General features: G+C 66.8%; 23 protein-coding genes. 15 read left to right on the forward strand and 8 right to left on the reverse strand.

Annotation, left to right across the window (positions count from 1 at the left end):
* Nucleotides 1-20 precede the first annotated feature (20 nt).
* The 4 genes from C9412_RS14790 to C9412_RS14805 form a co-directional block, all read right to left on the reverse strand.
* A complete protein-coding gene (locus tag C9412_RS14790) occupies nt 21-479 on the reverse strand; it encodes an SRPBCC family protein (protein WP_107232331.1) in 459 nt (152 codons plus the stop codon).
* A 2-nt stretch (nt 480-481) separates the two neighbouring features.
* Complete coding sequence (locus tag C9412_RS14795) at nt 482-796, reverse strand: metalloregulator ArsR/SmtB family transcription factor (RefSeq protein WP_107232332.1); 315 nt, start codon at nt 794-796, stop codon at nt 482-484.
* Nucleotides 797-807: 11 nt separating this feature from the next.
* Complete coding sequence (locus C9412_RS14800; RefSeq protein WP_107232333.1) at nt 808-1,263, reverse strand: SRPBCC domain-containing protein; 456 nt, start codon at nt 1,261-1,263, stop codon at nt 808-810.
* Between the two features lie 175 nt (nt 1,264-1,438).
* Nucleotides 1,439-2,278, reverse strand: a complete 840-nt coding sequence (locus C9412_RS14805; RefSeq protein ID WP_107232334.1) for an oxidoreductase — start codon at nt 2,276-2,278, stop codon at nt 1,439-1,441.
* Nucleotides 2,279-2,380: 102 nt separating this feature from the next.
* On the opposite strand from C9412_RS14805, the gene C9412_RS14810 reads away from it, so the two are divergent.
* The 3 genes from C9412_RS14810 (at nt 2,381) to C9412_RS14820 (ending at nt 4,618) form a co-directional block, all read left to right on the forward strand.
* On the forward strand, nt 2,381-3,325 hold the full coding sequence (locus C9412_RS14810; protein ID WP_107232335.1) for an AraC family transcriptional regulator: 945 nt from the start codon (nt 2,381-2,383) through the stop codon (nt 3,323-3,325).
* Between the two features lie 118 nt (nt 3,326-3,443).
* On the forward strand, nt 3,444-4,031 hold the full coding sequence (locus C9412_RS14815) for a TetR/AcrR family transcriptional regulator (RefSeq protein ID WP_107232336.1): 588 nt from the start codon (nt 3,444-3,446) through the stop codon (nt 4,029-4,031).
* Nucleotides 4,032-4,123: 92 nt separating this feature from the next.
* Nucleotides 4,124-4,618, forward strand: coding sequence for a hypothetical protein (locus C9412_RS14820; RefSeq protein ID WP_107232337.1), 495 nt, complete (start codon nt 4,124-4,126; stop codon nt 4,616-4,618).
* A gap of 36 nt (nt 4,619-4,654) precedes the next feature.
* Here C9412_RS14820 and ftrA read toward each other — a convergent pair whose 3' ends face one another.
* Nucleotides 4,655-5,656: a transcriptional regulator FtrA gene (gene ftrA / locus C9412_RS14825; RefSeq protein ID WP_107232338.1), complete on the reverse strand. Its 1,002-nt coding sequence runs from the start codon at nt 5,654-5,656 to the stop codon at nt 4,655-4,657.
* A gap of 260 nt (nt 5,657-5,916) precedes the next feature.
* Between ftrA and C9412_RS14830 the strand changes: the two genes are divergently transcribed.
* The 9 genes from C9412_RS14830 (at nt 5,917) to C9412_RS14870 (ending at nt 16,509) form a co-directional block, all read left to right on the forward strand.
* Nucleotides 5,917-8,493 (forward strand): TonB-dependent receptor, encoded by a 2,577-nt coding sequence (locus tag C9412_RS14830; protein WP_107232339.1) that lies wholly within the window; start codon nt 5,917-5,919, stop codon nt 8,491-8,493.
* Between the two features lie 53 nt (nt 8,494-8,546).
* Entirely contained in the window at nt 8,547-9,128 is a 582-nt protein-coding gene (gene msuE / locus C9412_RS14835; RefSeq protein ID WP_107232340.1) for an FMN reductase, read from the forward strand.
* A 156-nt stretch (nt 9,129-9,284) separates the two neighbouring features.
* Entirely contained in the window at nt 9,285-9,647 is a 363-nt protein-coding gene (locus C9412_RS14840) for a DUF3088 family protein (protein WP_107232341.1), read from the forward strand.
* 14 nt (nt 9,648-9,661) lie between these two features.
* Nucleotides 9,662-10,639 carry an MsnO8 family LLM class oxidoreductase gene (locus tag C9412_RS14845; protein ID WP_107232342.1) on the forward strand — a complete coding sequence of 326 codons (978 nt, stop codon included), beginning with the start codon at nt 9,662-9,664 and terminating at the stop codon, nt 10,637-10,639.
* 18 nt (nt 10,640-10,657) lie between these two features.
* The gene (locus C9412_RS14850) at nt 10,658-12,001 is read left to right on the forward strand and encodes an LLM class flavin-dependent oxidoreductase (RefSeq protein ID WP_107232343.1); all 1,344 of its coding nucleotides are present in this window, start codon (nt 10,658-10,660) and stop codon (nt 11,999-12,001) included.
* Nucleotides 12,002-12,005: 4 nt separating this feature from the next.
* The gene (locus tag C9412_RS14855) at nt 12,006-13,226 is read left to right on the forward strand and encodes a M20 aminoacylase family protein (RefSeq protein ID WP_107232344.1); all 1,221 of its coding nucleotides are present in this window, start codon (nt 12,006-12,008) and stop codon (nt 13,224-13,226) included.
* Entirely contained in the window at nt 13,223-13,774 is a 552-nt protein-coding gene (locus tag C9412_RS14860; RefSeq protein ID WP_107232345.1) for a GNAT family N-acetyltransferase, read from the forward strand. Before C9412_RS14855 ends, C9412_RS14860 begins: the two co-directional genes overlap by 4 nt.
* Nucleotides 13,771-15,516 (forward strand): amino acid ABC transporter permease/ATP-binding protein, encoded by a 1,746-nt coding sequence (locus tag C9412_RS21015; RefSeq protein ID WP_107232346.1) that lies wholly within the window; start codon nt 13,771-13,773, stop codon nt 15,514-15,516. Before C9412_RS14860 ends, C9412_RS21015 begins: the two co-directional genes overlap by 4 nt.
* Nucleotides 15,517-15,531: 15 nt before the next feature.
* Complete coding sequence (locus C9412_RS14870) at nt 15,532-16,509, forward strand: ABC transporter substrate-binding protein (RefSeq protein ID WP_107232347.1); 978 nt, start codon at nt 15,532-15,534, stop codon at nt 16,507-16,509.
* Nucleotides 16,510-16,528: 19 nt separating this feature from the next.
* Here C9412_RS14870 and C9412_RS14875 read toward each other — a convergent pair whose 3' ends face one another.
* Both C9412_RS14875 and C9412_RS14880 read right to left on the reverse strand, forming a co-directional pair.
* Nucleotides 16,529-16,861: a hypothetical protein gene (locus C9412_RS14875; protein WP_146161738.1), complete on the reverse strand. Its 333-nt coding sequence runs from the start codon at nt 16,859-16,861 to the stop codon at nt 16,529-16,531.
* A 104-nt stretch (nt 16,862-16,965) separates the two neighbouring features.
* Nucleotides 16,966-20,085 (reverse strand): discoidin domain-containing protein, encoded by a 3,120-nt coding sequence (locus C9412_RS14880; RefSeq protein ID WP_107232349.1) that lies wholly within the window; start codon nt 20,083-20,085, stop codon nt 16,966-16,968.
* 244 nt (nt 20,086-20,329) lie between these two features.
* On the opposite strand from C9412_RS14880, the gene C9412_RS20940 reads away from it, so the two are divergent.
* Complete coding sequence (locus C9412_RS20940) at nt 20,330-20,572, forward strand: hypothetical protein (RefSeq protein WP_107232350.1); 243 nt, start codon at nt 20,330-20,332, stop codon at nt 20,570-20,572.
* Between the two features lie 33 nt (nt 20,573-20,605).
* Nucleotides 20,606-21,103, forward strand: a complete 498-nt coding sequence (locus C9412_RS14890) for a DNA-binding protein (protein WP_107232490.1) — start codon at nt 20,606-20,608, stop codon at nt 21,101-21,103.
* A gap of 38 nt (nt 21,104-21,141) precedes the next feature.
* Here C9412_RS14890 and C9412_RS14895 read toward each other — a convergent pair whose 3' ends face one another.
* Nucleotides 21,142-22,218 carry an MBL fold metallo-hydrolase gene (locus tag C9412_RS14895; protein WP_107232351.1) on the reverse strand — a complete coding sequence of 359 codons (1,077 nt, stop codon included), beginning with the start codon at nt 22,216-22,218 and terminating at the stop codon, nt 21,142-21,144.
* Nucleotides 22,219-22,323: 105 nt separating this feature from the next.
* Here C9412_RS14895 and C9412_RS14900 point away from each other — a divergent pair, with 105 nt between their 5' ends.
* Entirely contained in the window at nt 22,324-22,935 is a 612-nt protein-coding gene (locus C9412_RS14900) for a TetR/AcrR family transcriptional regulator (protein WP_107232352.1), read from the forward strand.

A 22,935-nucleotide genomic window follows, 5' to 3' on the forward strand; every position in this document is an offset into this window, starting at 1 on the left:
GCGTTTCGTCCCGCAGCGAATCAACTCGGCTTCGCAAACACATCCAACCCTTTGCCCGTCTCCAACAACGACTTCAGGCTCGACAGCACAATCGGCCAGCCCTGGCGGATGCCGGTATCCATGCCGCTGCCGGGTTCCAGCTCGTCATGGGTAACGGTCAGCCGCACCATGTCCTGGTAGGGCACGATCTCGAAGGTGACGCGGCTGTAGGCAGCCGGATTGTCAGCCTGTGAGGCGGCGGCCCAGGTGATGACCAGCCGCGAGGGCGGGGTGCTTTCCACCACTTCGCCAACCAGCTCGACCGAGCGCGTTTCGTTGGCGCGCACATGCTGCCAGCGCGAGCCGGGTTTCCAGTCCGAGACGTTTTCATGGCCCCAGTAGCGGCTGGCGATCTCGGGGCGGGTGATGGCCTCGAACACCTTCTGCGGTGTGGAGGCGATGTAGATCACGTGGATGAAGCGGGTGGTCTCTGCGGACATCATCATTCTCCTTCCAGTTCTCGTTTCAGGTCATGCAGCAGGCTCAGGCGCTGCTGCTCGAACTTGCGTACCCAGCGTTCGTAGACTTCATGCAGCGGCACCGGGTTGATGAAGTGCAGCTTCTCGCGGCCACGGCGCAGGGTGCTGATCAGGTTGGCGTCTTCCAGCAGGCCCAGGTGCTGGGTGACCGATTGCCGGGCCATGTCCAGGTGCTCGCAGAGCTGGCCCAGGGTCTGGCCGTTGTCTGCGCAGAGCAGGTCCAGCAGGGTTCTGCGCGTGGGGTCGGCCAGTGCCTTGAACACCTTGTCTGCATTCATGCGGGGCGTCTTCAGTTCCAGTTGTCGATCCTGATGTCGTGCGGGTTGGGCTGGCCCTTGCCGGTTTCCAGCAGCGCTTTGAGGCTGAGCAGGAACACCGCCCACTTGGTGCTGCAGTGGGAGGTGAACTCGACGCGTTCCTTCCAGCCCTCGTGGGTGAACAGCACGATGCAGTAGTCGCCTTCCTGTTTCAGCACGAAACGCGCATGCGTGCCGATCCATTCGGTGGGGCCGGCCAGGAACTGCCAGAGCACGAGTTCGCCGGGAATGAGCTGTTCCAGCTTCATCTGCATGGCGCCGATTTCCTGCCCGTTGTTCGTGAAACGGACCTTGACCGTGCCGCCGGTCTGATGGTCGCCGCGGGTGTCTTCTGCCCACCAGGCGGCGACGCCTTCGGGGGTGGCCAGTGCTTGATACACCTGGCTTGCGGGGGCTTTGATGCCGACCCGATGTGCGATATCCACCATTGCAGGTTCCTCGCGATGGGCGGGCAGGTGCCGTCCTTCGCACTGACTATATGCAGGTGAATGCCTGCATGTCAATGATGGCGCTGGGGAGGGCTGGAAATTCACGCCGGGTGGGCCGCCGGGCTCGCCGGGCACGGCCCGGCGCTACCGCACCCTGGCCATCGACCGGCAGCGCCTACGGGGTGCTGTCGGTCGAGCGGCTCAGTGGTTCCCACGCGTCGATGTTGCCGGCCATCGATGCCAGCTTTGCGCGCACCAGCTGCAGTGCGTCGCTGCCCAGCAGCAGATGGCTCGGCGGCGCATCGCTGTCGATGATCTGCAGCATGGCCTGCGCCGCCTTCACCGGATCGCCCAGCTGCTGGCCGCTCTTGTCCTGGCGCGCACTGCGGATGGGATCGAACAAGGCGTCGTAGTCTTCAATGCTGCGCGGCGCCCGCACCATCGAGCGGCCGGCCCAGTCGGTGCGGAACGAGCCCGGCGCGACGGCGGTGACGTGGATGCCGAACGGCGCGACTTCCTTGCCTAGCACTTCGCTGATGCCTTCCAGTGCGAACTTGCTGCCGCAGTACCAGGCGATGCCGGGCAGGGTGATGAAGCCGCCCATGGAGGTGATGTTGAGAATGTGGCCGCGGCGGCGCGCACGCATGTGCGGCAGCACGGCCTTGATCAATGCGGCCGGGCCGAACACGTTCACTTCGAACTGCTGGCGCAGCTCGGCCAGCGTGGATTCTTCGAGGATGCCTTCGTGGCCGTAACCAGCGTTGTTGACCAGTACGTCGATGTTGCCGACGTTCGCTTCGATCCCGGCGACGAGCGCATCGATGGCAGCGGTATCGGTGACGTCCAGCAGGCGACCCATGGCGCGACCGGGAGCGAGGGCTTCAAACGCCTGGCGCGCGGTGTCGTTGCGTACGGTGCCGACCACGCGATGGCCGGCCAGCAGCGCCTGCTGGGCAAGCGCGCGGCCGAAACCGCTGCTGGCGCCGGTGATGAGGAGGAGGCGGGATGTGGTCATGATCGGGAGTTGGTGGAGGGCAGGGCTTGCACGTTAGTGCTTGCGCGAGGCCCGCCACAGGCCTAGGCTTCGCCGATTCTTGCCTATTCCTCTGAGGTGCCTGTGGTCGATTCCCTGCAACGGCAGGTGCAGGCGCGCATGGTCGGCCTGCTGCAGACGCTGGCGGTGGAGGAGGGCTATACGCTCACGCCGCTGCCCGGGGTACGGCTGCTGCGATCCAACCGTCCCCTGGCGCGCACACCGGTGCTGTATGACCCGGGCATCGTGATCGTCTGCCAGGGCGTGAAGCGCGGCTACCTGGGCGGGCAGGTCTACCAGTACGACGCGCAGCACTACCTGGCGGTGTCGGTGCCGGTGCCGTTCACGATGGAAACCGAGGCATCGGCGCAGGCGCCGCTGCTGGCGATCTACCTGCACCTGGATCTGCAGATGGCGGCGGAGCTGCTGATCGAACTGGGCGAGCAGGCGGGTACGACCGAGACGCCGGCGCAGAGCATGATGTCCAGCCCGATGCAGGCGCCGATGCAGGCCACGGTGCTGCGCCTGCTGGAGGCGCTGGCCGAGCCGTTGCAAGCGGCTGTACTGGGCCCGGCGCTGGTGCGCGAGCTTTACTTCCGTGTGCTGACCGGTGCACAGGGCGGTGCGTTGCGCGAGGCGCTGGCCATGCGCGGGCGCTTCGGCAGCATTGGCCGGGTGCTGCGTACGATCCATGCGGCGTATGCCACGGCGCTGGATGTGGCGCAGCTGGCCGCAGAGGCCGGGATGAGCGTGGCGACCTTCCACGATCACTTCCGCGCGATGACCGGTACCTCGCCGATGCAGTACGTCAAATCGACCCGGCTGCATCAGGCGCGGTTGCTGATGCTGCGCCAGGGGATGACCGCCGAGGCGGCGTCGCTGGCGGTGGGGTATGCCAGTGCGTCGCAGTTCAACCGCGAGTTCAAGCGCTTGTTCGGGTTGCCGCCAGCTGCCGAAGTGGCGCGGATGCGGCGCAGCTTCGCGCTGCCACCGCCGCCGACCGATGCGGTGTACGTGTCTTCGCATTGAGGCGCCCGGAGGAGGATCGGCCTGGTTTCCTGGGATGCCGGCCAGCGGCCGGCACTACCGGTGGAGGTGGCAGGGTGGGGTATTGACTGTGAGTCTACCTACTAGTAGGGTGTGGCCTATGAAAGAGTCGCTCTCGCCCAAGGCCCAGGAGATCCTGGCCCATGCCCGTTCGCTGCTGGAGGCCGGTGGCTACAACGGTTTCAGCTATGCCGATGTGTCGGCGCGGGTGAACATCAGCAAGGCCAGCATCCACCACCATTTCCCCAGCAAGGCGGACCTGGTGCGCACGGTGGTGGTGCTGTACCGGGCCGAGGCGCGTGAGGGACTGGCGCTGCTGGATCGGCAGCTGGACGATCCGCTGCGCGAACTCCAGGCCTATGTGGACTACTGGTCCAGCTGCATTGCCGGTGGCACTTCGTCGTTCTGCATCTGCGCGATGCTGGCGGCCGAGGCGCCGATGATTCCGCCGGAAATCGCCGAGGAAGTGCGCGGGCATTTCCAGGACCTGAGCGGCTGGCTGGCGCTCACCCTGGAGAAGGGCGCGGCGGCCGGCCAACTGCGGTTGCAGGGTTCGGCGGCCGATGAGGCCAAGGCGTTCATGTCCGCAGTGCACGGGGCGATGCTGGCCGCGCGGGGGCTGGGCGATGCGGCAACGTTCGCGGCATTGGCGCGGTTGGCGATCGCGCGGGTGGCCGTGGCTGCCTGAGCAGTGGTGTGTGGGGCCTGCCCAAGTGCAGGCCTTCTCTTTGCCTTTCATACCTACCTACTAGTAGGTTCAATCACTCGATGGAGGTTTCCATGTCGCACCCACTTTCGACCCTCGGCGTTGTGCATACCGCCGTCAGCCTGGTTCCCTTGCTGGCCGGGGTGTACGGCTTCATCCGCCATCGCGCGATCGATCCTGCCACGCGCTCAGGCAAGCTCTACCTGTGGGGCCTGCTGTTGTCGGTGGCCACATCGTTCACGGTCTCCAGTACGGGCGGGTTGAACCCCGGCCATGCGTTCGGGGTGATCGTGCTGCTGGTGGCGTTTGGCGGTGTGGTGCTGGCGCGGCTGCGCTGGCTTGGGCGTGCGGCGCGCTATCTGTCCACATTCGCGCTGTCTTTCAGCTTCCTGCTGTCGCTGGTGCCGGGCGTGAATGAAACGCTGACGCGGCTGCCGGTGGGCCATCCTGTTGCTGCTGCGCCGCTGGCGCCGGTGATACAGCAGACGCTGCTCGGGTGTCTGGCCGTGTTCGTGATTGGGTTTGCCGCGCAGTGCTGGCGGATTCATCGACGCGTCACCCGTTCCTGATCGCTGCCGGCCGGCGGCCGGTACTAGCGCAGGAATTCAGCAGCCCACCAGCCGGTCCGCGCCGATGCCATTGCGATGCTGGCTGCGGTATTCGGTCGGGCTGGCCGCGGCCTGGCTGCGGAAATGGCGGCGAAACGATTCCTGCGAACCGAAGCCGGCCTGCTCGGCGATCCACTGCAGCGGCCGGTCGGTGGTTTCCAGCAGTTCGCGGGCGTAGGCCACGCGCTCGCGGATCAGCCAGTCGATGGGCGACAGGCCGGTGGCTTCCAGAAACTGCCGCTGTAGCGTGCGCTGGCTCAAGGCCGCCTGCTCGGCGAGGCTGCCCAGCGAGTGCGGCTCACGCAGGTTGCGGCGCATCCACTCCATCAGCTTCGCCAGCCGCGTCGGTTCACCATTGGGGATGGCCCGGCTGACGCGCTGGCTGCGGCCGGCATCACGCCACGGTGCCAGCACCAGCCGTTCGGCCACCAGGTTGGCCACGCGTGCGCCGTAATCCTTGCGCACCATGTGCAGCATCATGTCCATGCCGGTGGCTGAACCTGCGGAGGTGATGATGCTGCCGGAATCCACATACAGCACATCCTCGCGCACATCGATGCGCGGAAAGTCACGCGCGAGGGCATCGGTGAGGCGCCAGTGGGTGGTGGCCTGGCGGCCATCGAGCAGGCCGGCCCAGGCCAGTACGAAGGCACCGGAGCAGATCGAAGCAATGCGGGCACCACGTGCGTGGGCACGGATGAGGGCATCGAGCAGCGCCTGTGGCGGACGCTCGCTGGGTTCGCGCCAGCCGGGGATGACGATGATGTCGGCGTCTTCGACGGCATCGAGCGCGTAGGGCAGTTGTACCTGTGTGCCACCCAGCATGCGCAATGCGCCGGGCTCGCCTGCGCAGAGCTGGGTGCGGTACCAGGCCACGCCCAGCTCGGGTCGAACCGGTGCGAACAGGCCGACCGCACAGCCGAACTCGAACAACCCCTGGCCGTGGCAGGCGACGATGGCGACGAGCGGCGCGGTGGGATCGGCGGATGGACTGGTCATGGATCGATGCTACGGGCGGTGGTGCGCGGCGCGCAGGGGTGTGCGGGCATGAGGTGATGCCTGCGAAGCATGTAGAGCCCGGGGTCAGATCCCTTCCGCAGGAAGGGATCTGACCCCTGGCGCGCTGGGTGCCTAACCTCATTACCAGCAGTCATGTGGATGGCCGGATGTTACGGCTGGGTGACGCGATTGCGTCTGTCACGGCGCGTGAACAGGCCCTTGAATGGAAGCGTGTCTCCGGCCCACCCCCACGAGCCCCCATGCCTGCCGCCCACACTCCTGCCCTGAGCTCTCTTGCCGTCCTGATCGCAGCCGTGCTTGCTGCCTCGCCCAGCCATGCTGCTGAAGCTGATGCAGATCCTGCCACCACGGCAGCGACCGCCAATGTCGCCGCCTCTACGCTGGATGCGGTGGTGGTGACCGGGTCGCGCACCAGCACGCGCACGGTGAAAAACAGCTCCACGCCGATCGATGTCATTTCCGCCGAGGACCTGGCGTCCACCGGTCAGGCCAACCTGCTCGAAGCGCTGCAGCGTGCGCTGCCCTCGCTCAGCCAGATTGGTGGCTACCAGAGTGATCAGGAGAGCCTGATCCGCGGCTACCAGCTGCGCAACCTGTCGCCGGGCTACACGCTGGTGCTGGTGAACGGCAAGCGCCGCAATGCCAGTGCCTACGTGAGTGGCGCAAACGGTGGTGGTTTCCCGGGCCATGCCTGGGCCGACCTGGCGCTGATTCCGGTCTCGGCCATCGACCATGTGGAAGTGTTGCGTGATGGTGCGTCTGCCATCTATGGCTCGGACGCGATCACTGGCGTGGTCAATGTGATCCTCAAATCACAGGCGCAGGGTGGCGAGTTCGCCGTGGAAAGCGGGCAGAGCGTCGATGGCGATGGTTCGCGCACCAGCGTGCGCGCGAATGTGGGCCTGCCGTGGGGCGCCGATGGCTTCGTCAACCTGTCCGGCGAGACGACGCGCCAACACCATGCGATCCGCACCCGGCGCTATATCGATGGTTACCTGAGCTATCCGGCGCTGGATGCCAGCGGCAGCCGGGTGGCCTTGCGCCCGAACAACCGGCTGCCGGCCGGCGCGTCACCGAACCCGGCCGAGGCCACGCGTGATGCTGAGGCCAACACCATCCTCAGCTCGCCGTCGTATGCGCTGAAGGCGTTCGCGGTGAACGTCGGCCATGGGCTGGGTGAGAGCGCGCAGTTCTATGCCAATGCCACGGCCAGTGATCGCACGGCACAGGCAATCCAGAACTTCCGCCTGCCGGCAACGATTTTCACCACCTATAAGGCGCCCGGCGTGCTGAGCGTGTTTCCCGACGGCTTCCTGCCGGTGCTGGAAACCAAGGAGAAGCAGTACACCGGCACTGCGGGGGTGAAGGGTCAGATTGCGGGCTGGGATTACGACGCCAGCCTGACCGGCAACCGCAGCACCGTGCGCACCTACACGCGCAACTCGGTGAACTACTCGCTGCCGTATCCCGGTTCGCCCACCGATTTCTACGACGGCAAGCTGGACTACCAGCAGGGCATCGCCAATCTGGACCTGCGCCGTGGTTTCGAGGTGGCGGCGTTCGCCTCGCCGCTGGAAGTGAGCGCCGGTGCGGAATACCAGCATGAACAGTACGAGCGCGGGGCCGGACAGTGGGAGTCGTATACCGGCTTCGGTGCGGCCGCCTTCGTGGGCTACTCCACCGCCGATGCGGTGAAGGCCACCCGCAACAGCAAGGCAGTCTATGTGGGCGCGGCCACCAACATCACCTCGCGCTGGTACCTGGATGCGGCCGCGCGCTGGGAAGACCATTCCGACTTCGGCAGCGTTTCCACGGGTCGTCTGACCACGCGCTTCGACTTCACCGATGCGCTGGGTCTGCGCGCCACGGTCAGCAACGGTTTCCACGCACCGAGCCTGGGCGCGCAGTTCTACCAGGCCACCGGCAGCTGCCCCTGCGGCACCACGCTGGTGGCGCAGGTGTCTTCACCGGCGGCCGTCGCATTGGGCGCCACGCCGCTGAAGCCGGAGAAGGCCACCAACTACAGCCTCGGCGTGACCTGGGACCCCAGCCCGGCCTTCCACCTGGCGGTGGACGCGTACCAGATCGATATCCGTGGTCAGCTCGGTCAGTCCAGCCAGATCGGCTACAACGCGCAGGATCCGGCGCGCATTACCGACAACAGCGGCACGGTGCTGAGCGCGGCGCAGAAGAACACCATCGATGCGCTGTTGGGTTCGGCCGGCATCAGCATCCTGCCCGGTGATGCGTTCTACGCCAGCTACTTCACCAACGTGGGCAATACCCGCACGCGCGGTGTCGAGCTGACCCTGGAAGCGAACCAGGAAACGTCGTGGGGCAAGCTGCGCTGGAGCTATGCGGCCAACGTGGGGCGCACCACCATCCAGAAGGTCAGCGACATTCCGGCGGCCCTGCAGGGGCTGCCGAACATCAATCTGCTGACCAAGAGCAGCGAGTACGCGCTGCGCTTCCGCACGCCGAGCTACTCGCAGGTGGCCGGGCTGGGCTGGCAGAACGGGCGTTGGCGTTCGAACGTCGATTTCACCTATTACGGCCCGATCAAGCGGCTGAACAACGGCGTGGAGTACAAGCAGCCGCCGGTGCTGGTGACCAACCTGTCCGGTGCGGTGGAGCTGGGTGCGGGCTGGAGCGCTGCGCTGGGCATCAACAACGTGTTCGACAAGCGCACACGCAAGGTGCCGGAGTACGCGCGCAGTGCCACCGATGTGGCGAGCATCGAGACCACCTGGGATTCGGGCGATGTGCTGAGCCGGATCGGGGCGTTCTGGTATGGGCGGGTCAGTTACCGGTTTTGAGGTTCAGGCCAACGGCAGCCGAGCATGGCTCGGCTCTACAGAGGAGCAGGTCAATGTCAGGTGCTTTGAAGGTGGTTGCGCTGGTGGGGTCGCCGACCAGTTCGGCGACGTCGCGCACGCTGTTGCTGGTGCGGCATCTGCTGGAGTCGCTGCAGCAGCGGGTGCACGCCAGTGTGGAACTGGTGGAGCTGGCGCCGATCGCGCGCTCGCTGGGGCAGTCGCTGTCGCGCGATGAGGCGGAGCCTGCGGTGGAGCAGGCGCTGCAGACGATCGAGGCGGCCGAGCTGCTGGTGGTGGCGGCGCCGGTGTACCGCGGCTCCTATCCGGGGCTGTTCAAGCACCTGGTTGATTTCATCGGGTTGGAGGCGCTGGTGGATACGCCGGTACTGCTGGCGGCAACCGGCGGTAGCGAGCGCCACGCACTGGTGATCGATCATCAGCTGCGGCCGTTGTTCAGCTTCCTGCAGGCGCACACGCTGCCGATCGGGGTGTATGCAACGCCAGCGGATTTCGAAGGCGAGCGTATCCACAGCGCGGCCTTGCAGGCGCGGATTGCGCTGGCGGCCGAGCGCGCGGTCGGGCATCTGGCCACGCAGGCACGGGTGTTGCCGGTGCCGCTACGGCGCATCGCCTGACGCCATAACCGGCGGCGCTTTGCTTATGGCCAAGGCGCATCTGCATGGCCGGATATGACCGCCGATTGTCGCCTGGTATCGCTGTCGCAGCCGCTGGCATCTCTAGCATCGAAGTTGAAGCGGCATGGCATTGCCGACCCTTGTGAGGACATCCCCGTGGCGTTGGACGCAGCAAGCAAACCCATCCTGTTCCTGCTCGACCGTGAGTTCGAGGACGGCCAGATTCCCGGCCAGCGCTTCTTCTGCCGGCACAGCCTGCTGCTGGAAGGCGCGCTGTCGAGCATCGAGGGCCTGGACACTCAGCTGGACGTGCGCCGCATCGGCTTCGCGCGACCACGCCACGAGGTGATCGCCGAGATCGGCGAGCAGGACCAGTCGCTGCCGAAGCTGGTGCTGCCGCAGGGCGTGCGCAGCGAATTGGCCAGTGGTGCCCACCAGGACCGCCAGTACATCTCCGGTGCCGAGCCGATCCTGGCCGCGCTGAACGGCCTGCTTGGCATTCCCGTGGCCCATCCCTGAGCGAGGACGCAAGCATGAGCTACCTGATCAGCGTATTGGACAAGAGCCCGGTGGCCGAAGGTGCGTCGCCCGAACAGGCGCTGCGCAACAGCCTGCAGCTGGCGCAGCGCGCCGAGCAGCTGGGCTACCACCGCTACTGGTTCGCCGAGCACCACGCGGCGCCGACCCTGGCCAGCCCGGCGCCGGAAGTACTGGCGGCCTGGGTGTTGGCGCAGACCCGGCGCATCCGCATCGGCAGTGGTGGGGTGATGCTGCGCCACTACGCGCCGTACAAGGTGGCGGAGAACTTCAACCTGCTGGCCGCGCTGGCACCGGGCCGCGTTGATCTGGGCGTGGGCAAGGCCCCCGGTGGCCTGCCGGCCTCGACGGCCGCGCTGGCGGCAGGGCGACCGGCGTTCGCTGACTTTGATCAGCAACTGCGCGACCTGGAAGCCTATTTGTCCGGCGCCGACACCGAGGCGCGGGCGCGTCCGATTCCGCAGCAGGCGCCGGAGCGCTTCCTGCTCGGTGCCAGCCCGCAGAGCGCGCGGCAGGCGGCCGAGCTGGGCTGGCGATTCGTCTACGCCGCGCACTTTGACGGTGATCCGAAGCACATCGAGGCGGCGTTCGACGCCTACCGTAGTGTCTCCACGCAGTCACCGCTGCTGGCCACGGTGGCGTTCGCCGCACCGACCGCCGAAGCGGCCGCACGCCATATCGGCGCACTTCGGGTCTACAAGCTGCACCTCGGCCCTGCGCAGACGGTGAACCTGCCCAGCCCCGAGGCCGCTGCCGAGTACGCACGCCAGGTGGGTGTGGCCGACTTCCGCATCGAGGAAACACGCCCGAGCGTGCTGTCCGGCGATGCGCAGCACGTGCGCGACGCGCTGGACGCGCTGCACCGGCGCTTCGGCGTGGGTGAATTCATTCTCGACGCGCCGGTGGCCGACCTCGACGCACGCCTGACATCCCTTGAACTGCTGTCGCCCGCGCCGCGCGCGGCGGTGGCCTGACCTGCAGGAGCGATCCCCATGAGCACGACCCCGCGCCACATTCCGTTCGGCATCATGCTGCAGGGCCCCGGCAGCCACATGCATGCCTGGAAGCATCCGTCCAACCCGGCCGATGCCAGCGTCAACCTGCAGTTCTACATCGACATCGCGCGCACCGCCGAGGACAACGGCATCGCCTTTGGTTTCGTGGCCGATGGCCTGTACATCAACGAGAAATCGATCCCACACTTCCTCAACCGTTTCGAGCCGATCTCGCTGCTGTCGGCGCTGGCCACGGCAACCAGGAAGATCGGATTGGCCGGTACCTTGTCGACCTCCTACAGCGATCCGTTCACGGTGGCGCGCCAGTTCGCCTCGCTGGACCTGCTCAGCGGCGGCCGCGCCGGCTGGAACGTGGTCACCTCGCCGCTGGAAGGCTCCGGCCGCAACTATGGCCGCCCGCATCCGGAACACGCCCTGCGCTATCAGATCGCCGACGAGTATCTGGAGGTGGTGCAGGGGCTGTGGGATTCGTGGGATGACGACGCCTTCGTGCGCGAGCGCGACAGTGGCACGTTCTTCGCGAAGGAGAAATTCCGCCGGCTCGACCACAAGGGACGCTTCTTCCAGGTGGAAGGCCCGCTCAACATCCAGCGTTCGCCACAGGGGCAGCCGGTGATCTTCCAGGCCGGTTCGTCAGACGATGGCATTGCGCTGGCCGGCAAGTACGCCGATGCGGTGTTCACTCATTCGCCGTCGCTGGAAGAGACCCGCGCGTTCACCCAGAAGGTGAAGAACTCGGCGATCGCGCATGGCCGCAGCGGCAACGACGTGAAGATCTTTCCCGGCATCGGCCCGATTGTCGGCCGCACTGCCGAGGAAGCTGAAGCCAAGTACCAGGCAATTGCCGCCTTGGCCACGCTGGAGGATGCGCTGGCGTACCTGGGGCGCTTCTTCGATCACCACGATTTCAGCCAGTACGACCCGGACGCGCCGTTCCCCGAATTGGGTGACATCGGCAGCAACTCGTTCCGTTCCACCACCGACCGCATCAAGCAGGACGCGCGCGAGAAGGGCCTGAGTCTGCGCCAGGTGGCGTTGGAAGCGGTGAGCCCGCGGCCGAACTTCATCGGTACGCCCGAGCATGTGGCCGACGAGCTGATCCGCTGGTTCGATGCCGGCGCCAGCGATGGCTTCATTCTCGGCTTCGCCGCACAGCGCGAAGGCCTGGACGATTTCGTGACCCAGGTGCTGCCGATCCTGCAGGCGCGTGGCTACCACCAGCGTGAACTGGAAGGGCAGACCCTGCGCGAGCATCTGGGCCTGCCGTACAAGGCCAGCCGGTATGCGACCGATGCCGAACCAGCGCGGAAGGTGGGGTAAGGCGATGAGCGGAGAAACCGCACTAGCACCGGGCCACACCCGGCAGAATTCCTCGACAATCGGCGTGCTGCCCGAAATCGCAGCACGTGCCGAGGCGGCCATCGCGATCCGCCATGATCTGCACCGGCACCCGGAACTGGCCTTCGAAGAGCATCGCACCAGCGCCCGCGTGGCCGAACTGCTGCAGCAGTGGGGCTATGAGGTGACCACCGGCCTCGGCGGCACCGGCGTGGTCGGCACGCTGCAGCGCGGGCAGGGCAGCCGGCGCCTCGGCCTGCGCGCGGACATCGATGCATTGCCGATCCAGGAAGACTCCGGGCTGGCCTACGCCAGCCAGACCGATGGCCTGATGCACGCCTGCGGCCACGATGGCCACACTGCCATCCTGCTGTCCGCCGCGCATTACCTGGCCCATCACGGGCGCATCGATGGCACCCTGCAGTTGGTGTTCCAGCCCGCCGAGGAAACCGGCTCGGGCGCGTCGAAGATGATTGCCGATGGGCTGTTCGAGCGCTTCCCGGTGGATGCGATCTATGGGCTGCACAACTGGCCGGGTGTGCCGGTGGGCCATTTCGGTTTCGTCGATGGCCCGGCGATGGCCTCGGTGGACTGGGCGCGGCTGAAGGTGATCGGCAAGGGCGGCCATGGCGCCGAGCCGCAGGGCAGCGTCGACCCGATCCTGGTGGCGGCGCACATCATCACCGCGCTGCAGAGCGTGGTCTCGCGCAATGTCGATCCGCGGCAGATGGGCGTGGTCACCGTCGGCTCGATCCATGGCGGGCAGGCGGCCAATGTGATTCCGGACGTGGTGGAGCTGAAGCTGACGGTGCGCGCCTATCTGCCCGAAGTGCGCGATACGCTGCGGCGCCGGGTCACCGAGCTTGCCGAGCAGACCGCTGCTGCATTCGGTGCGCGAGCCGAGATCGAGTTCCCGCGCGGCTTCCCCAGCGTGATCAACCACCCACAGCAGACCGCCTATATCCGCGAAGTCGCCGAGCGCGGCTTCGGCGCTGGACAGGTAGCGCCCGACTTCGCGCCGCGCACGGCCAGCGAGGATTTTGCGTTCCTGCTGCAGGCGCGGCCCGGCAGCTTCGTGTTCGTCGGCAACGGCGACAGCGCGCCGCTGCACAGCCCGCGCTATGTGTTCAATGACGCGGCGATCGCACCCGCGGCCAGCCTGTGGTCGCGGTTGGCCGAGGACTATCTGGTGAAGGACGCCGCATGAGCAGCAACGAACGCTTCCTCTACACCTCGGTGGATGACCCGTTGGCGCGTCCGCTGTTCGACGGCCTGGAGCAGGAGTACGACAGCCGCTATGCCGACGTGCGTCGCCGCATCGGCGGCAGTGCCCGCGAAGAACTGCAACGCTATCCAGCGCAGGCATTTGCCGCGCCGGTAGGGGCGTTCGTGCTGCTGCTGCGCGATGGCCTTGCCATCTCCGGTGGCGCCTTCATGCCACACCGGGACCCGGATACCGCCGAGTTCAAGCGCATCTGGACGCTGCCGGGCCTGCGCCGCCAGGGCATCGCGCGGCGTGTGCTGCAGGAACTGGAAGACCAGGCGCTGCGCCAGGGCTACCGCCGCGTGTTCCTGACCACGGGTTTCCGCCAGCCCGAAGCGGTGGGCCTGTACCTCAGCCATGGCTACACTGCACTGTTCGACCTTCAGGCCGATCCGGAAACCGTCGCGCATCTGCCCTTCGAGAAGCACCTGCTCGCGCCGGCGGCGGTGATCGCACCTGCACCTGCCGCAGTGCACGGAGCCCACGCATGAGTACGCCCTCGACTGCACTGGAGGGCATCGCTGCACGGCCGGCACAGACGCCTGCGCTGAAGATCGTGCCGGCCCGGCATCCGTTGCAGGTGTTCGGCACCGTGTTGGCGCTGGCCCTGATCCTGATTGGGCTGCAATCGGTGCTGGGCAATCCGCGCTGGGGTTGGGGCACCTTTGCCGAATGGTTCTTCGCGCGCCCGGTGCTGGAAGGGCTGGGCCGTACGCTGCTGCTGACCGCACTTGGCACCGCGCTGGGGTTTGCGCTGGGCACGCTGCTTGCGCTGGCGCGCGTGTCCGGTTCGCCGTTGCTGTCGGCGGTGTCGTGGGGTTATGTGTGGTTGTTCCGCTCGATTCCGCTGCTGGTGCTGTTGCTGCTGCTGAACAACCTGGGCTATCTGTACAGCACCATCGAACTGGGCGTGCCGTTCACAGGCATCAGCCTGTTCTCGTACCCGACCACGCAGTTGATCGGCGTGTTCACTGCCGCAGTGCTGGGCCTTACGCTGAACCAGGCCGCATTCTCGGCCGAGGTGATCCGTGGCGGCATTCTGTCGGTCGACCACGGACAATACGAGGCGGCCGCCGCGCTGGGTCTGCCGCGTGGCCGCCAGGTGCGCCGCATCATCCTGCCGCAGGCAATGCGCTCGATCCTGCCGGCCGCGTTCAATGATGTGATCGGCCTGGCCAAGAGCACCTCGGTGGTCTACGTGCTGGCACTGCCGGAATTGTTCTACACCGTGCAGGTGATCTACCGTCGCAACCTGGAAGTGGTGCCGTTGCTGATGGTGGCCACGGTCTGGTACCTGGTGATCCTGACCGTGCTGTCACTGCTGCAGCGACGCGTGGAGCAGCGCTTCGCACGCGGCCAGCTGCAGCGTGAGCGCTCTGTGTCGCGCGTATCATCGCCGCTGCGCGCGCAGAGTGATGCCACACCGCGCGTGATCAACCGCCCGCGCATCGCCACCCAGGTTGAAGCGGGCGAGGGCGCGGCAGTGTCGCTGCATGGCGTGGGCAAGGCATTCGGCGATCAGCCGGTGCTGGAAGATGTGAACCTGGACCTGCACGCCGGCAGCGTGACCGTGCTGATCGGCCCGTCCGGTGCCGGCAAGTCCACGCTGCTGCGGCTGATCAACCACCTGGAACGTGCCGACAGCGGTTATGTGACCGTCGGCGGCCAGCTGATCGGCTACCGTCGCGACGGTGACACGCTGTACGAGTTGCCCGAGCGCGAGATCCGCCGCCGTCGTGCCGAAGTCGGCATGGTGTTCCAGGGCTTCAACCTGTTCCCGCACCTGACCGCGCTGGAAAACATTGTCGAGGCACCGATCGCGGTACGCGGCGTGCCGCGCGCGCAGGCCGAGCAGCAGGCACGCACGCTGCTGGAACGGGTCGGTCTGGCCGACAAGGCTGATGCCTTCCCGCGCCAGTTGTCCGGTGGCCAGCAGCAGCGCATCGCCATTGCCCGCGCGCTGGCGCTGCAGCCGAAGGTGCTGCTGTTCGATGAGCCGACTTCGGCGCTGGACCCGGAGCTGGTGGCCGAAGTGCTCAGCGTGATCGAAGAGCTGGCCCGCTCCGGCACCACGCTGGTGATCGTCACTCATGAGCTGGGATTTGCCCGCCGCGTGGCCGACCACGTGGTGATGATGGACCAGGGCCGGGTGATCGAGCAGGGCACGCCCGACGCCGTGTTCGAGCGGCCGCGCCAGCAACGTACCGCCGATTTCCTGGCCAAGACTCTGTAACCCTCAAGGAATGCCATGAGCCCTGCATCCCCCCGTCGCCCCTCGCGCAGCACCCTGTTGATCGTGGGCGTGCTGGTGATCGGCATCGCCGGCATTGTCTATTCGCGCGTGCACCAGGCCCCGGAGGCTGCGGTGGTGGCCGCGACCAGCCTGGCCGGTACCAACACCGCCGTGCTGAAGGGCACGCTCGATCCCAAGGCGCAGGCGTTGATTCCCGCCGGCTACCACTTTGTCACGCCGGGTGCGTTCACCGTTGCTACCCATCCGGGCCAGCTCCCGCTGGCTGACTACGGCGCCGACAGCAGGGAGGTGGTCGGCATCGAGCCGGATATCGCCCGCCTGATCGCCGATGGCCTGGGCCTGAAGCTGGTAATCGTGCCGGTGGCCTGGGCCGACTGGCCGCTGGGGCTGGAATCGGGCAAGTACGATGCGGTGCTGTCGAACGTGACGGTCACTGAAGAGCGCAAGAAGAAGTTCGATTTCTCCAGCTACCGTTACGACCTGCTGGGCATCTACACGCGCAGCGACGGGCCGATCCAGAAGATCGAAAAGCCCGCCGATGTGGCCGGGCTGAAGGTGGTGGTCGGCGCCAGCACGAACCAGGACCAGATCCTGCGCCAGTGGGACCAGCAGAACATCGCCGCCGGCCTGAAGCCGGTGGAGTACCAGTACTTCGATGACGCGGTGGTTGGTCGGTTGGCGGTGATCACCGGCCGCGCCGATGTCTCGTTCGAGCCCAATGCTACCGGCGCGTATTCGGCGCGCGACGGCAAGGTGCGGCGCGTGGGCCTGTTCCCGGGTGGCTGGCCGAATGCCGCGGCGATCTCGGTGACCACGCGCAAGGGCAGTGGCCTGGCCGATGCAGTGACGCAGGCGCTGAACACGCAGATTGGCAGTGGCACTTATGCGCAGGCGTTGGCGCGCTGGAACGTGGCCGAGGAAGCCGTGCCGCAGTCGCAGACCAATCCGCCGGGATTGCCGACGCTGCAATGACACCGGGCGTGGCCCGGCGCTACCACGACGTCGGGATTGCGCCGGTGATCTCGTAGCGTCGAGCTTGCTCGACGGGCGTGATGATGGGCGAAGAGCAGTCGAGCAAGCTCAACTCTACCAACGCGCCTCCAGCGTCCGGCATCTCCGCCGGGATTGCCGGCGCTGCAATGACGCCGGGCGTGGCCCGGCGCTTCCACGACGTCGGGATTGTGCCGGTGATCTCGTAGCGTCGAGCTTGCTCGACGGGCGTGATGATGGGCGAAGAGCAGTCGAGCAAGCTCGACTCTACCAACGCGCCTCCAGCGTCCGGCATCTCCGCCGGGATTGCAGACGCTGCAATGATGCCGGGCACGGCCCGGCGCTACCACGACGTCGGGATTGCGCCGGTGATCTCGTAGCGTCGAGCTTGCTCGACGGGCGTGATGTTTGGCGAAGAGCAGTCGAGCAAACTCGACTCTACCAACGCGCCTCCAGCGTCTTGAACGGCTTCGCCAGCCGCACACCCTCGGCATCGAAGGTGCTGACCGCTCGACCGTCCACGCGTACTGTCTTCGGTGCCGTGCGATCAGGCCACCAGACCTTCACCGCAGACCCGCTGCGCAGCCCCTCGCCCAGCGTGACCGTCAGCGTGCCATCGCGCTGCCGTGCCTGCATCTGCAACGTGCCATACGCGGTCGGCAGGCGCTCCACCGCCAGCCCGTCGCCGGCCACCCAGGACGGCGGCGTGCCCGGCAGCAATGACAGCGCGTCATCGTCTTCGCGCATCAGCATGCCGAACAGCGTGCGGCCGTACTCGGCACCGATCCAGGTGTGCGGCATGTCACCCAGGTAGCGCGGGAAGCGCAGCCGCGAATGCACGACCTCGGCAAGCACCTGCCATTGCAGCGGGCGCCGATCGTGCAGCAGGCCCTGCAGCAGTTCATCGGCCACCTGTGGTTGACCGAGGTGCACATAGCTCAGCACGTTGCGGATCTCGTACGGTGTGTACGCGTACAACGCGCCAGGCTGGCCGCGCTTGCGCACGTCCTCCAGGTAACGGGCGAAGGTGGTCTTCAACGCCTCGGCAGGCAGCACGCTCTGTGCCCCGGTCGGGTCCAGCGCGATCGATACCCCGGTAGGGTCACCATCGCCCAGATCGGCAGAGGAGGGGATGAAGTCGATGCCCTTCCACGCCATCGTCGCCCGGATCGAAGCATGCAGCGCGTCGTACAACGCCTTGTACTGTTCGCGCGCCCACGCCGCAGTCTCGCGGTCGCCCAGTGACTCGGCCAGCCACGCGCCGTCGTGCCAGCCCTTCAGGCCCCAGTAGTCATCCCAGTAGCTGTGCGTGGGCGAGGGGTAGCCTTCGTGGCTGATCGACGGTGCGAGAATGCCGGCAAAGCGCTCCGGTGCAGGCTGGTCGGCCTTGTAGCCCGGCACCAGCGTGCGCTCGCGCAGTTCCTGCAGGAAGCGCAGGGCCGCTTTCACCCTCGGCAGGTACGCGCGTACCGATTCGGGCCCGCCATCGAGGCGCGCCACATCGGCCACCAGCGCGACGTACTGGCCTTGGCTGTCGTACTCGATGTCCGAGCCGAAGCCGGTGTTGACGCTGCCATCGTCGTTGAGGATCGGTGAGACCAGGCCGTTGGCGTGCACGCCGTGCTCGCTGTACCAGGCCAGGTAGTCGCGCGCGACCTTCGCCTCGCCCATGCGCAGCAGCACCGCCGAGGTGGCCATGCCATCACGGATGAAGGAACGGTTGTAGTTGCGCGGCCCCGGCTGCATGGCAGGGCCGGTCTGGTTGATCAGCATGTAGGCGGCCTGCGCGCGCAGCATGTCGACTAGGGACGGGTCGGGCAGGCGCAGGCCAACCTGGCCGAGTCGTGCCTGCCAGTCCGCCGAGGCCTGCGTGGCCAGTGTGTCGAAGGCACTGTTGGCGTCGTCTGGCAGCGAGGCCAGATCGAGCGGTGGCGCTTCGGGCAAGCTGCCGTTGGCATCGGCCGCAGCGGTGCCCAGCGGGAAGGCCACCACGACCGATTGGCTGGCACCCGGCGCCAGCGAGATGGGATAGTCCAGCGCCGCTGATGCAAGACCCTGGTCGTCGCGCGCCTGCTGTGCGGAAGGCAGTTGTCCGGCGGCAATGCCCGCGGTGATTTCCGTTGCACCGTCCTTGCCGAATGGCGCTGCACCGGACGCAGCCACCGGCGTGAGTGACTGCAGCAGCGTGCGCCCGTTGATGTGCACGGCCTGTCCGTTGATGACCACCTCGCGGATAGGCGACAGCCCGCCGTTCTGCCACGGTGGGTTCATCTGCATCGGGCGCACGACCAGGCTGAGTGTGCCTTCCACCTTGGTGCGGCCGGTGTTGTGCAGACGGTGGCGCAGGAAGGTGACCGGCTGGCCAGCGCGTTCGATGGCGAAGGCCTCGCTGCGCAGCTCCAGGCCTGGCTGCGGTGACCAGGAGGCCGAGGGCATCGGCTTCCAGCCATCGCGCAGCGCATGCTGCACGGGCTGTTCGGCGGCACCTGCGCTGTGGCCGCCAGCGTCGCGCCAGATCGGCTGCACCAGGGGGGCGCCCTTGAACGCTTCCAGGTTGCCGTACTCGTCGAAGATCGACTTCTGTCGCCCGGCATGCACGCCTACCGCTGTCCAGTAGGTCTGCTGCATCTGCAGCGATGCGGGAAACAGCGTGCGCTGCGCGCCGCTGGCGGCAATCTGGTAGCGCTTCATCGGCGTCATCACCGCCTTCGGCCCGAGCAGACGCAGGCGCGCGATCTGTGGGGCGCTGCCGTCCACACTCAGGCGGAACGCACGCAGCGGCTGCGCGCTATCGGCGGCGAGCCAGCTCTGTCGATGAGTGGCCGCCTGTGCATCGTGTGCCAGCGCGTGCCATCGGCCCTGTGCATCCTGCGCCTGCAGGTGGGCCGCGCCACGCGCGCCGTTGGCCCAGTCCACCACCAGGCCGGCGGTCGGCTGGGCCCGGGGCAGGGTGAGCTCAAGCGTATGGGCACCGCCTTCTGCGCGCGGAATCGCGACAGCGCTCCCGCCTTGCCAGAGCGAGGCCGCCTGCGCTGCATCCAGGCCCCTCACACGGGCGCTGAGCGTGCTGTCCAACGGCTCCATTTCGAAGATCGATACCCCCCAGTCGGAGGTGCGCTGGGGGCTGGCCAGCCGCAGGTAGCGCGCCTGGCGTGGTGCGAAGTACAGCGTTTCCACATCCCCCAGCGAATCGGCCATGGTGTAGGCGGTCTGCCACTGCGTGCCGTCCAGCGAGGTCTGCAGTGAATAGCCTTCCGGGTTGGAGACATCCCAGGTGAGGCGGGCGCCGGCCAGCTCTGTCGGTGCGCCCAGATCGATCTGGAACCAGTGGCCGGGACTGAAGGCGCCGCCGGTGACGGTTTTCGCATCGCCATCGATCAGGTGGCTGATCGCCATGGCCGGCACCTGCTGCGAGGAACTGCTGGCCAGCCACTGGCTGCGCGGGGGAAGGGTCTGTGCGTGTGCGGCGGCGGCCAGGGCGGTGAGCAGCAGGGCCGCAGCAGGCCGCATCGGAGGGGAGAGGGGAGTGAGCCTGGAACGTTCAGCGCGCAACGTCATTACGGACAGCCTCGCAGGTTCGGCCGGAATCTGGCGAGCACAACGCTAGCAAGGGGTGTAATCGTTTACATGACGCGCTGCAATATCGTCGGTGCCGTTGCGGGCACGAGCCGGGCCGGCCGGCAGACGGGTATGGCTCTGGACGTGTCCGCACGATCGGCTAGGTTCGATGCACGCCACGGAGCTCGGGGTGGTTGTCATTTGACAATGCGCCCGAACAGGTACAGACTTCGGAGAACAGCGGATGTCTCGAGTGCGTCACCCTGACAAGGACATAGAAGCCGCGTTGCGTTTTGCCGAGACGCGGGGCTGGAGGTTGCGCGTCGGCGGGAGCCATGCCTGGGGCCGGATGTACTGCCCGTACAACGACAGCGAATGCCGGTGCGGAGAGTTCTGCGTTGTGAGCATCTGGAGCACGCCACGTAGTGGACGTAATCACGCCCGGGCGCTGCGTCGCGTTGTCGAGAACTGCAGCCGCGAGCAATGAGTAGCGGTCGAAGCCGAAACGAGGTGGGTAATGATGGAATTCAATTTCACCCTGAAGTACCGCGTGCCGGACGTGTACGACGATACCGATATCCTGGAGCAGCGCCTGGCGGCATCGGGTTGCGACGATGCGCTGTTGGGCATCGGGCGTCCGGGCAGGATGGCGCTGGCGTTCTGCCGTGAGGCCCCGCGTGCCGATCAAGCGCTGCAGTCGGCGCTGGAGGACGTGCAGCAGGCGGTGCCGGGCGCCGAACTGGTTGAAGTAAGCCCTGATCTGGTGGGGTTGACCGATGTGGCCGACCTGCTGGGGATGTCGCGGCAGAACATGCGCCAGCTCATGCTGGCCCACCCGCAGTCGTTTCCCTCGCCAGTGCACGAAGGTAGTACGTCAATCTGGCACCTGGCCGACATCCTCGGCTGGTTGCAGGCGCGTGGAAGCGGCAAGGTCAGCTCGGAACTGGCCGAGCTGGCCGCCGTTGCATTGCAGCTGAATCTGGCCCGCGAAGGGCGCAGGCTGCAGCCCAAGGCATAGTGCCAGGCAGGACCGGCACCCACCCGCAGCGGGCTGCGTTACAGCTGCACCTTTTCCCACCAGCGTCTACCGGCCCGCGGCGCCTGCATGTCCAGGGCCTCACCCATCATCGGCGTCGCTACCGGCACGTTGCTGGCGGCGGCCAGCGCGGTGATGCGCTCGAACGGCTGCTGCCATTCGTGCAGGGCCAGATCGAAGGTGCCGTTGTGGATTGGCAACAGCCACTTGCCGCGCAGGTCCAGATGCGCCTGCAGGGTCTGCTCGGGCTGCATGTGCACGAAGGCCCAGCGCGGGTCGTAGGCACCGGTTTCGATCATGGTCAGATCGAACGGGCCGTACTTCTCACCGATGGCCTTGAAGCCGTCGAAGTAGCCGGTGTCGCCGCTGAAGAAGATGCGGAAGTCGTCATCCTGGATTACCCACGACGCCCACAGGCTGCGGTCGCTGTCGCCCAGCCCGCGGCCGGAGAAGTGCTGGCCTGGCGTCGCGGTCAGGCGCAGGCCGCTGGCCTCGGTCGATTGCCACCAGTCCAGTTGTTCCACCTTGCCCGCGTCGATGCCCCAGGCGATCAACTGGTCACCCACGCCGAGCGGGGCGATGAAGCGCGCGGTCTTGCGATCCAGCTGCATCACCGCCGCGTGGTCGAGGTGGTCGTAATGGTTGTGCGAGAGAATGACGCCGGCGATCGGCGGCAGTTCATCGATGCTGATCGGCGGGGCGTGGAAGCGCGCCGGACCCATCCACTGCACCGGCGAGGCGCGCTCGGAGAACACCGGGTCGGTCAGCCAGTACTGGCCGCGCAGCTTCAGCAGGATCGTGGAATGGCCGATGCGGAACAGGCTGCGGTCGGGCGCGGCATCCAGCGTGGCGCGGTCCAGCGGCTGCACCGGAATGGGGTGGGCGGGCACGGTGCCCTTGGGCTTGTTGAACAGGAACGTCCACCAGATCTCCAGGCCGTCGCGCAGGCCCATCGCCGGCTTCGGCAGGGCGTTGCGGAACTTGCCGTCGCGGTACTGCGGCGAGGCCGGGAAGTCGGGGAGGGACCAGGACTTGCAGAAGGTGTAGGCGGTCACGGCAAGGGTTCCAAGCAGGAGGACAAGGAGCAGGCGCTTCATGGGTGACGTCCGCTGAGTACACTGCACAGTGTAGTTTCCTGTTTCTCAAAAGTACACTGCTGGGTGTAAAATGTACGCATCCGTTCAGATTCCTGGTGCTCCGCCATGCCCCGTGCCCCGCAACGCCTGACCGACCGCAAACGCGAGGCCATCGTGCGCGCTGCGGTCGAGGAGTTCCGCGCAGCCGGCTACGAGGCCACCAGCATGGACCGCATTGCCGAAGTGGCGGGGGTGTCCAAGCGCACCGTCTACAACCACTTCCCGAGCAAGGAAGCGCTGTTCTCGATGATCCTGGAGGAGCTGTGGGAGCGCAGCGTGGCCAGCGACACGCTGCCGTACCGCGCCGACCAGCCATTGGAGGCGCAGCTGCTGCAACTGCTTGGCCAGAAGCTGGAGCTGCTCAGCGACGCCAACTTCATCGACCTGGCGCGGGTGGCAATGGCCGAGATCATCCATTCCCCCGAACGCGCGCAGGCCATCGTCTGCCGCATGGGCGAGAAGGAGAGCGGCGAGAGTGCCTGGATCCGCGCGGCGATCGCCGATGGCCGGCTGCGCGCGGTCGATCCGGAGTTTGCCGGCCACCAGCTGCACGGGCTGGTGAAGAGTTTTGCGTTCTGGCCGCAGGTGACGATGGGGCAGGCGCCGTTGAGTGCGGCCGAACGCAGGCGCGTGGCCGAGTCGGCGGTGGCGATGTTCCTGGGCTTCTACGCGCTCTGA

Source organism: Stenotrophomonas sp. Nf1, assembly GCF_003028475.1.
GTDB lineage: Bacteria > Pseudomonadota > Gammaproteobacteria > Xanthomonadales > Xanthomonadaceae > Stenotrophomonas.

Excerpts from the sequence above, each read along its gene's own strand:
- C9412_RS20940 (WP_107232350.1), top strand. The coding sequence starts at position 20,330 with ATGTCTCGAGTGCGTCACCCTGACAAGGACATAGAAGCCGCGTTGCGT.
- C9412_RS14850 (WP_107232343.1), top strand. The coding sequence starts at position 10,658 with ATGAGCACGACCCCGCGCCACATTCCGTTCGGCATCATGCTGCAGGGC.
- C9412_RS14795 (WP_107232332.1), bottom strand. The coding sequence starts at position 796 with ATGAATGCAGACAAGGTGTTCAAGGCACTGGCCGACCCCACGCGCAGA.
- C9412_RS14895 (WP_107232351.1), bottom strand. The coding sequence starts at position 22,218 with ATGAAGCGCCTGCTCCTTGTCCTCCTGCTTGGAACCCTTGCCGTGACC.
- C9412_RS14900 (WP_107232352.1), top strand. The coding sequence starts at position 22,324 with ATGCCCCGTGCCCCGCAACGCCTGACCGACCGCAAACGCGAGGCCATC.
- ftrA (WP_107232338.1), bottom strand. The coding sequence starts at position 5,656 with ATGACCAGTCCATCCGCCGATCCCACCGCGCCGCTCGTCGCCATCGTC.
- C9412_RS14845 (WP_107232342.1), top strand. The coding sequence starts at position 9,662 with ATGAGCTACCTGATCAGCGTATTGGACAAGAGCCCGGTGGCCGAAGGT.
- msuE (WP_107232340.1), top strand. The coding sequence starts at position 8,547 with ATGTCAGGTGCTTTGAAGGTGGTTGCGCTGGTGGGGTCGCCGACCAGT.
- C9412_RS14855 (WP_107232344.1), top strand. The coding sequence starts at position 12,006 with ATGAGCGGAGAAACCGCACTAGCACCGGGCCACACCCGGCAGAATTCC.
- C9412_RS14790 (WP_107232331.1), bottom strand. The coding sequence starts at position 479 with ATGTCCGCAGAGACCACCCGCTTCATCCACGTGATCTACATCGCCTCC.
- C9412_RS14800 (WP_107232333.1), bottom strand. The coding sequence starts at position 1,263 with ATGGTGGATATCGCACATCGGGTCGGCATCAAAGCCCCCGCAAGCCAG.
- C9412_RS14890 (WP_107232490.1), top strand. The coding sequence starts at position 20,606 with ATGGAATTCAATTTCACCCTGAAGTACCGCGTGCCGGACGTGTACGAC.
- C9412_RS21015 (WP_107232346.1), top strand. The coding sequence starts at position 13,771 with ATGAGTACGCCCTCGACTGCACTGGAGGGCATCGCTGCACGGCCGGCA.
- C9412_RS14820 (WP_107232337.1), top strand. The coding sequence starts at position 4,124 with ATGTCGCACCCACTTTCGACCCTCGGCGTTGTGCATACCGCCGTCAGC.
- C9412_RS14870 (WP_107232347.1), top strand. The coding sequence starts at position 15,532 with ATGAGCCCTGCATCCCCCCGTCGCCCCTCGCGCAGCACCCTGTTGATC.
- C9412_RS14860 (WP_107232345.1), top strand. The coding sequence starts at position 13,223 with ATGAGCAGCAACGAACGCTTCCTCTACACCTCGGTGGATGACCCGTTG.
- C9412_RS14815 (WP_107232336.1), top strand. The coding sequence starts at position 3,444 with ATGAAAGAGTCGCTCTCGCCCAAGGCCCAGGAGATCCTGGCCCATGCC.
- C9412_RS14805 (WP_107232334.1), bottom strand. The coding sequence starts at position 2,278 with ATGACCACATCCCGCCTCCTCCTCATCACCGGCGCCAGCAGCGGTTTC.
- C9412_RS14830 (WP_107232339.1), top strand. The coding sequence starts at position 5,917 with ATGCCTGCCGCCCACACTCCTGCCCTGAGCTCTCTTGCCGTCCTGATC.
- C9412_RS14880 (WP_107232349.1), bottom strand. The coding sequence starts at position 20,085 with ATGACGTTGCGCGCTGAACGTTCCAGGCTCACTCCCCTCTCCCCTCCG.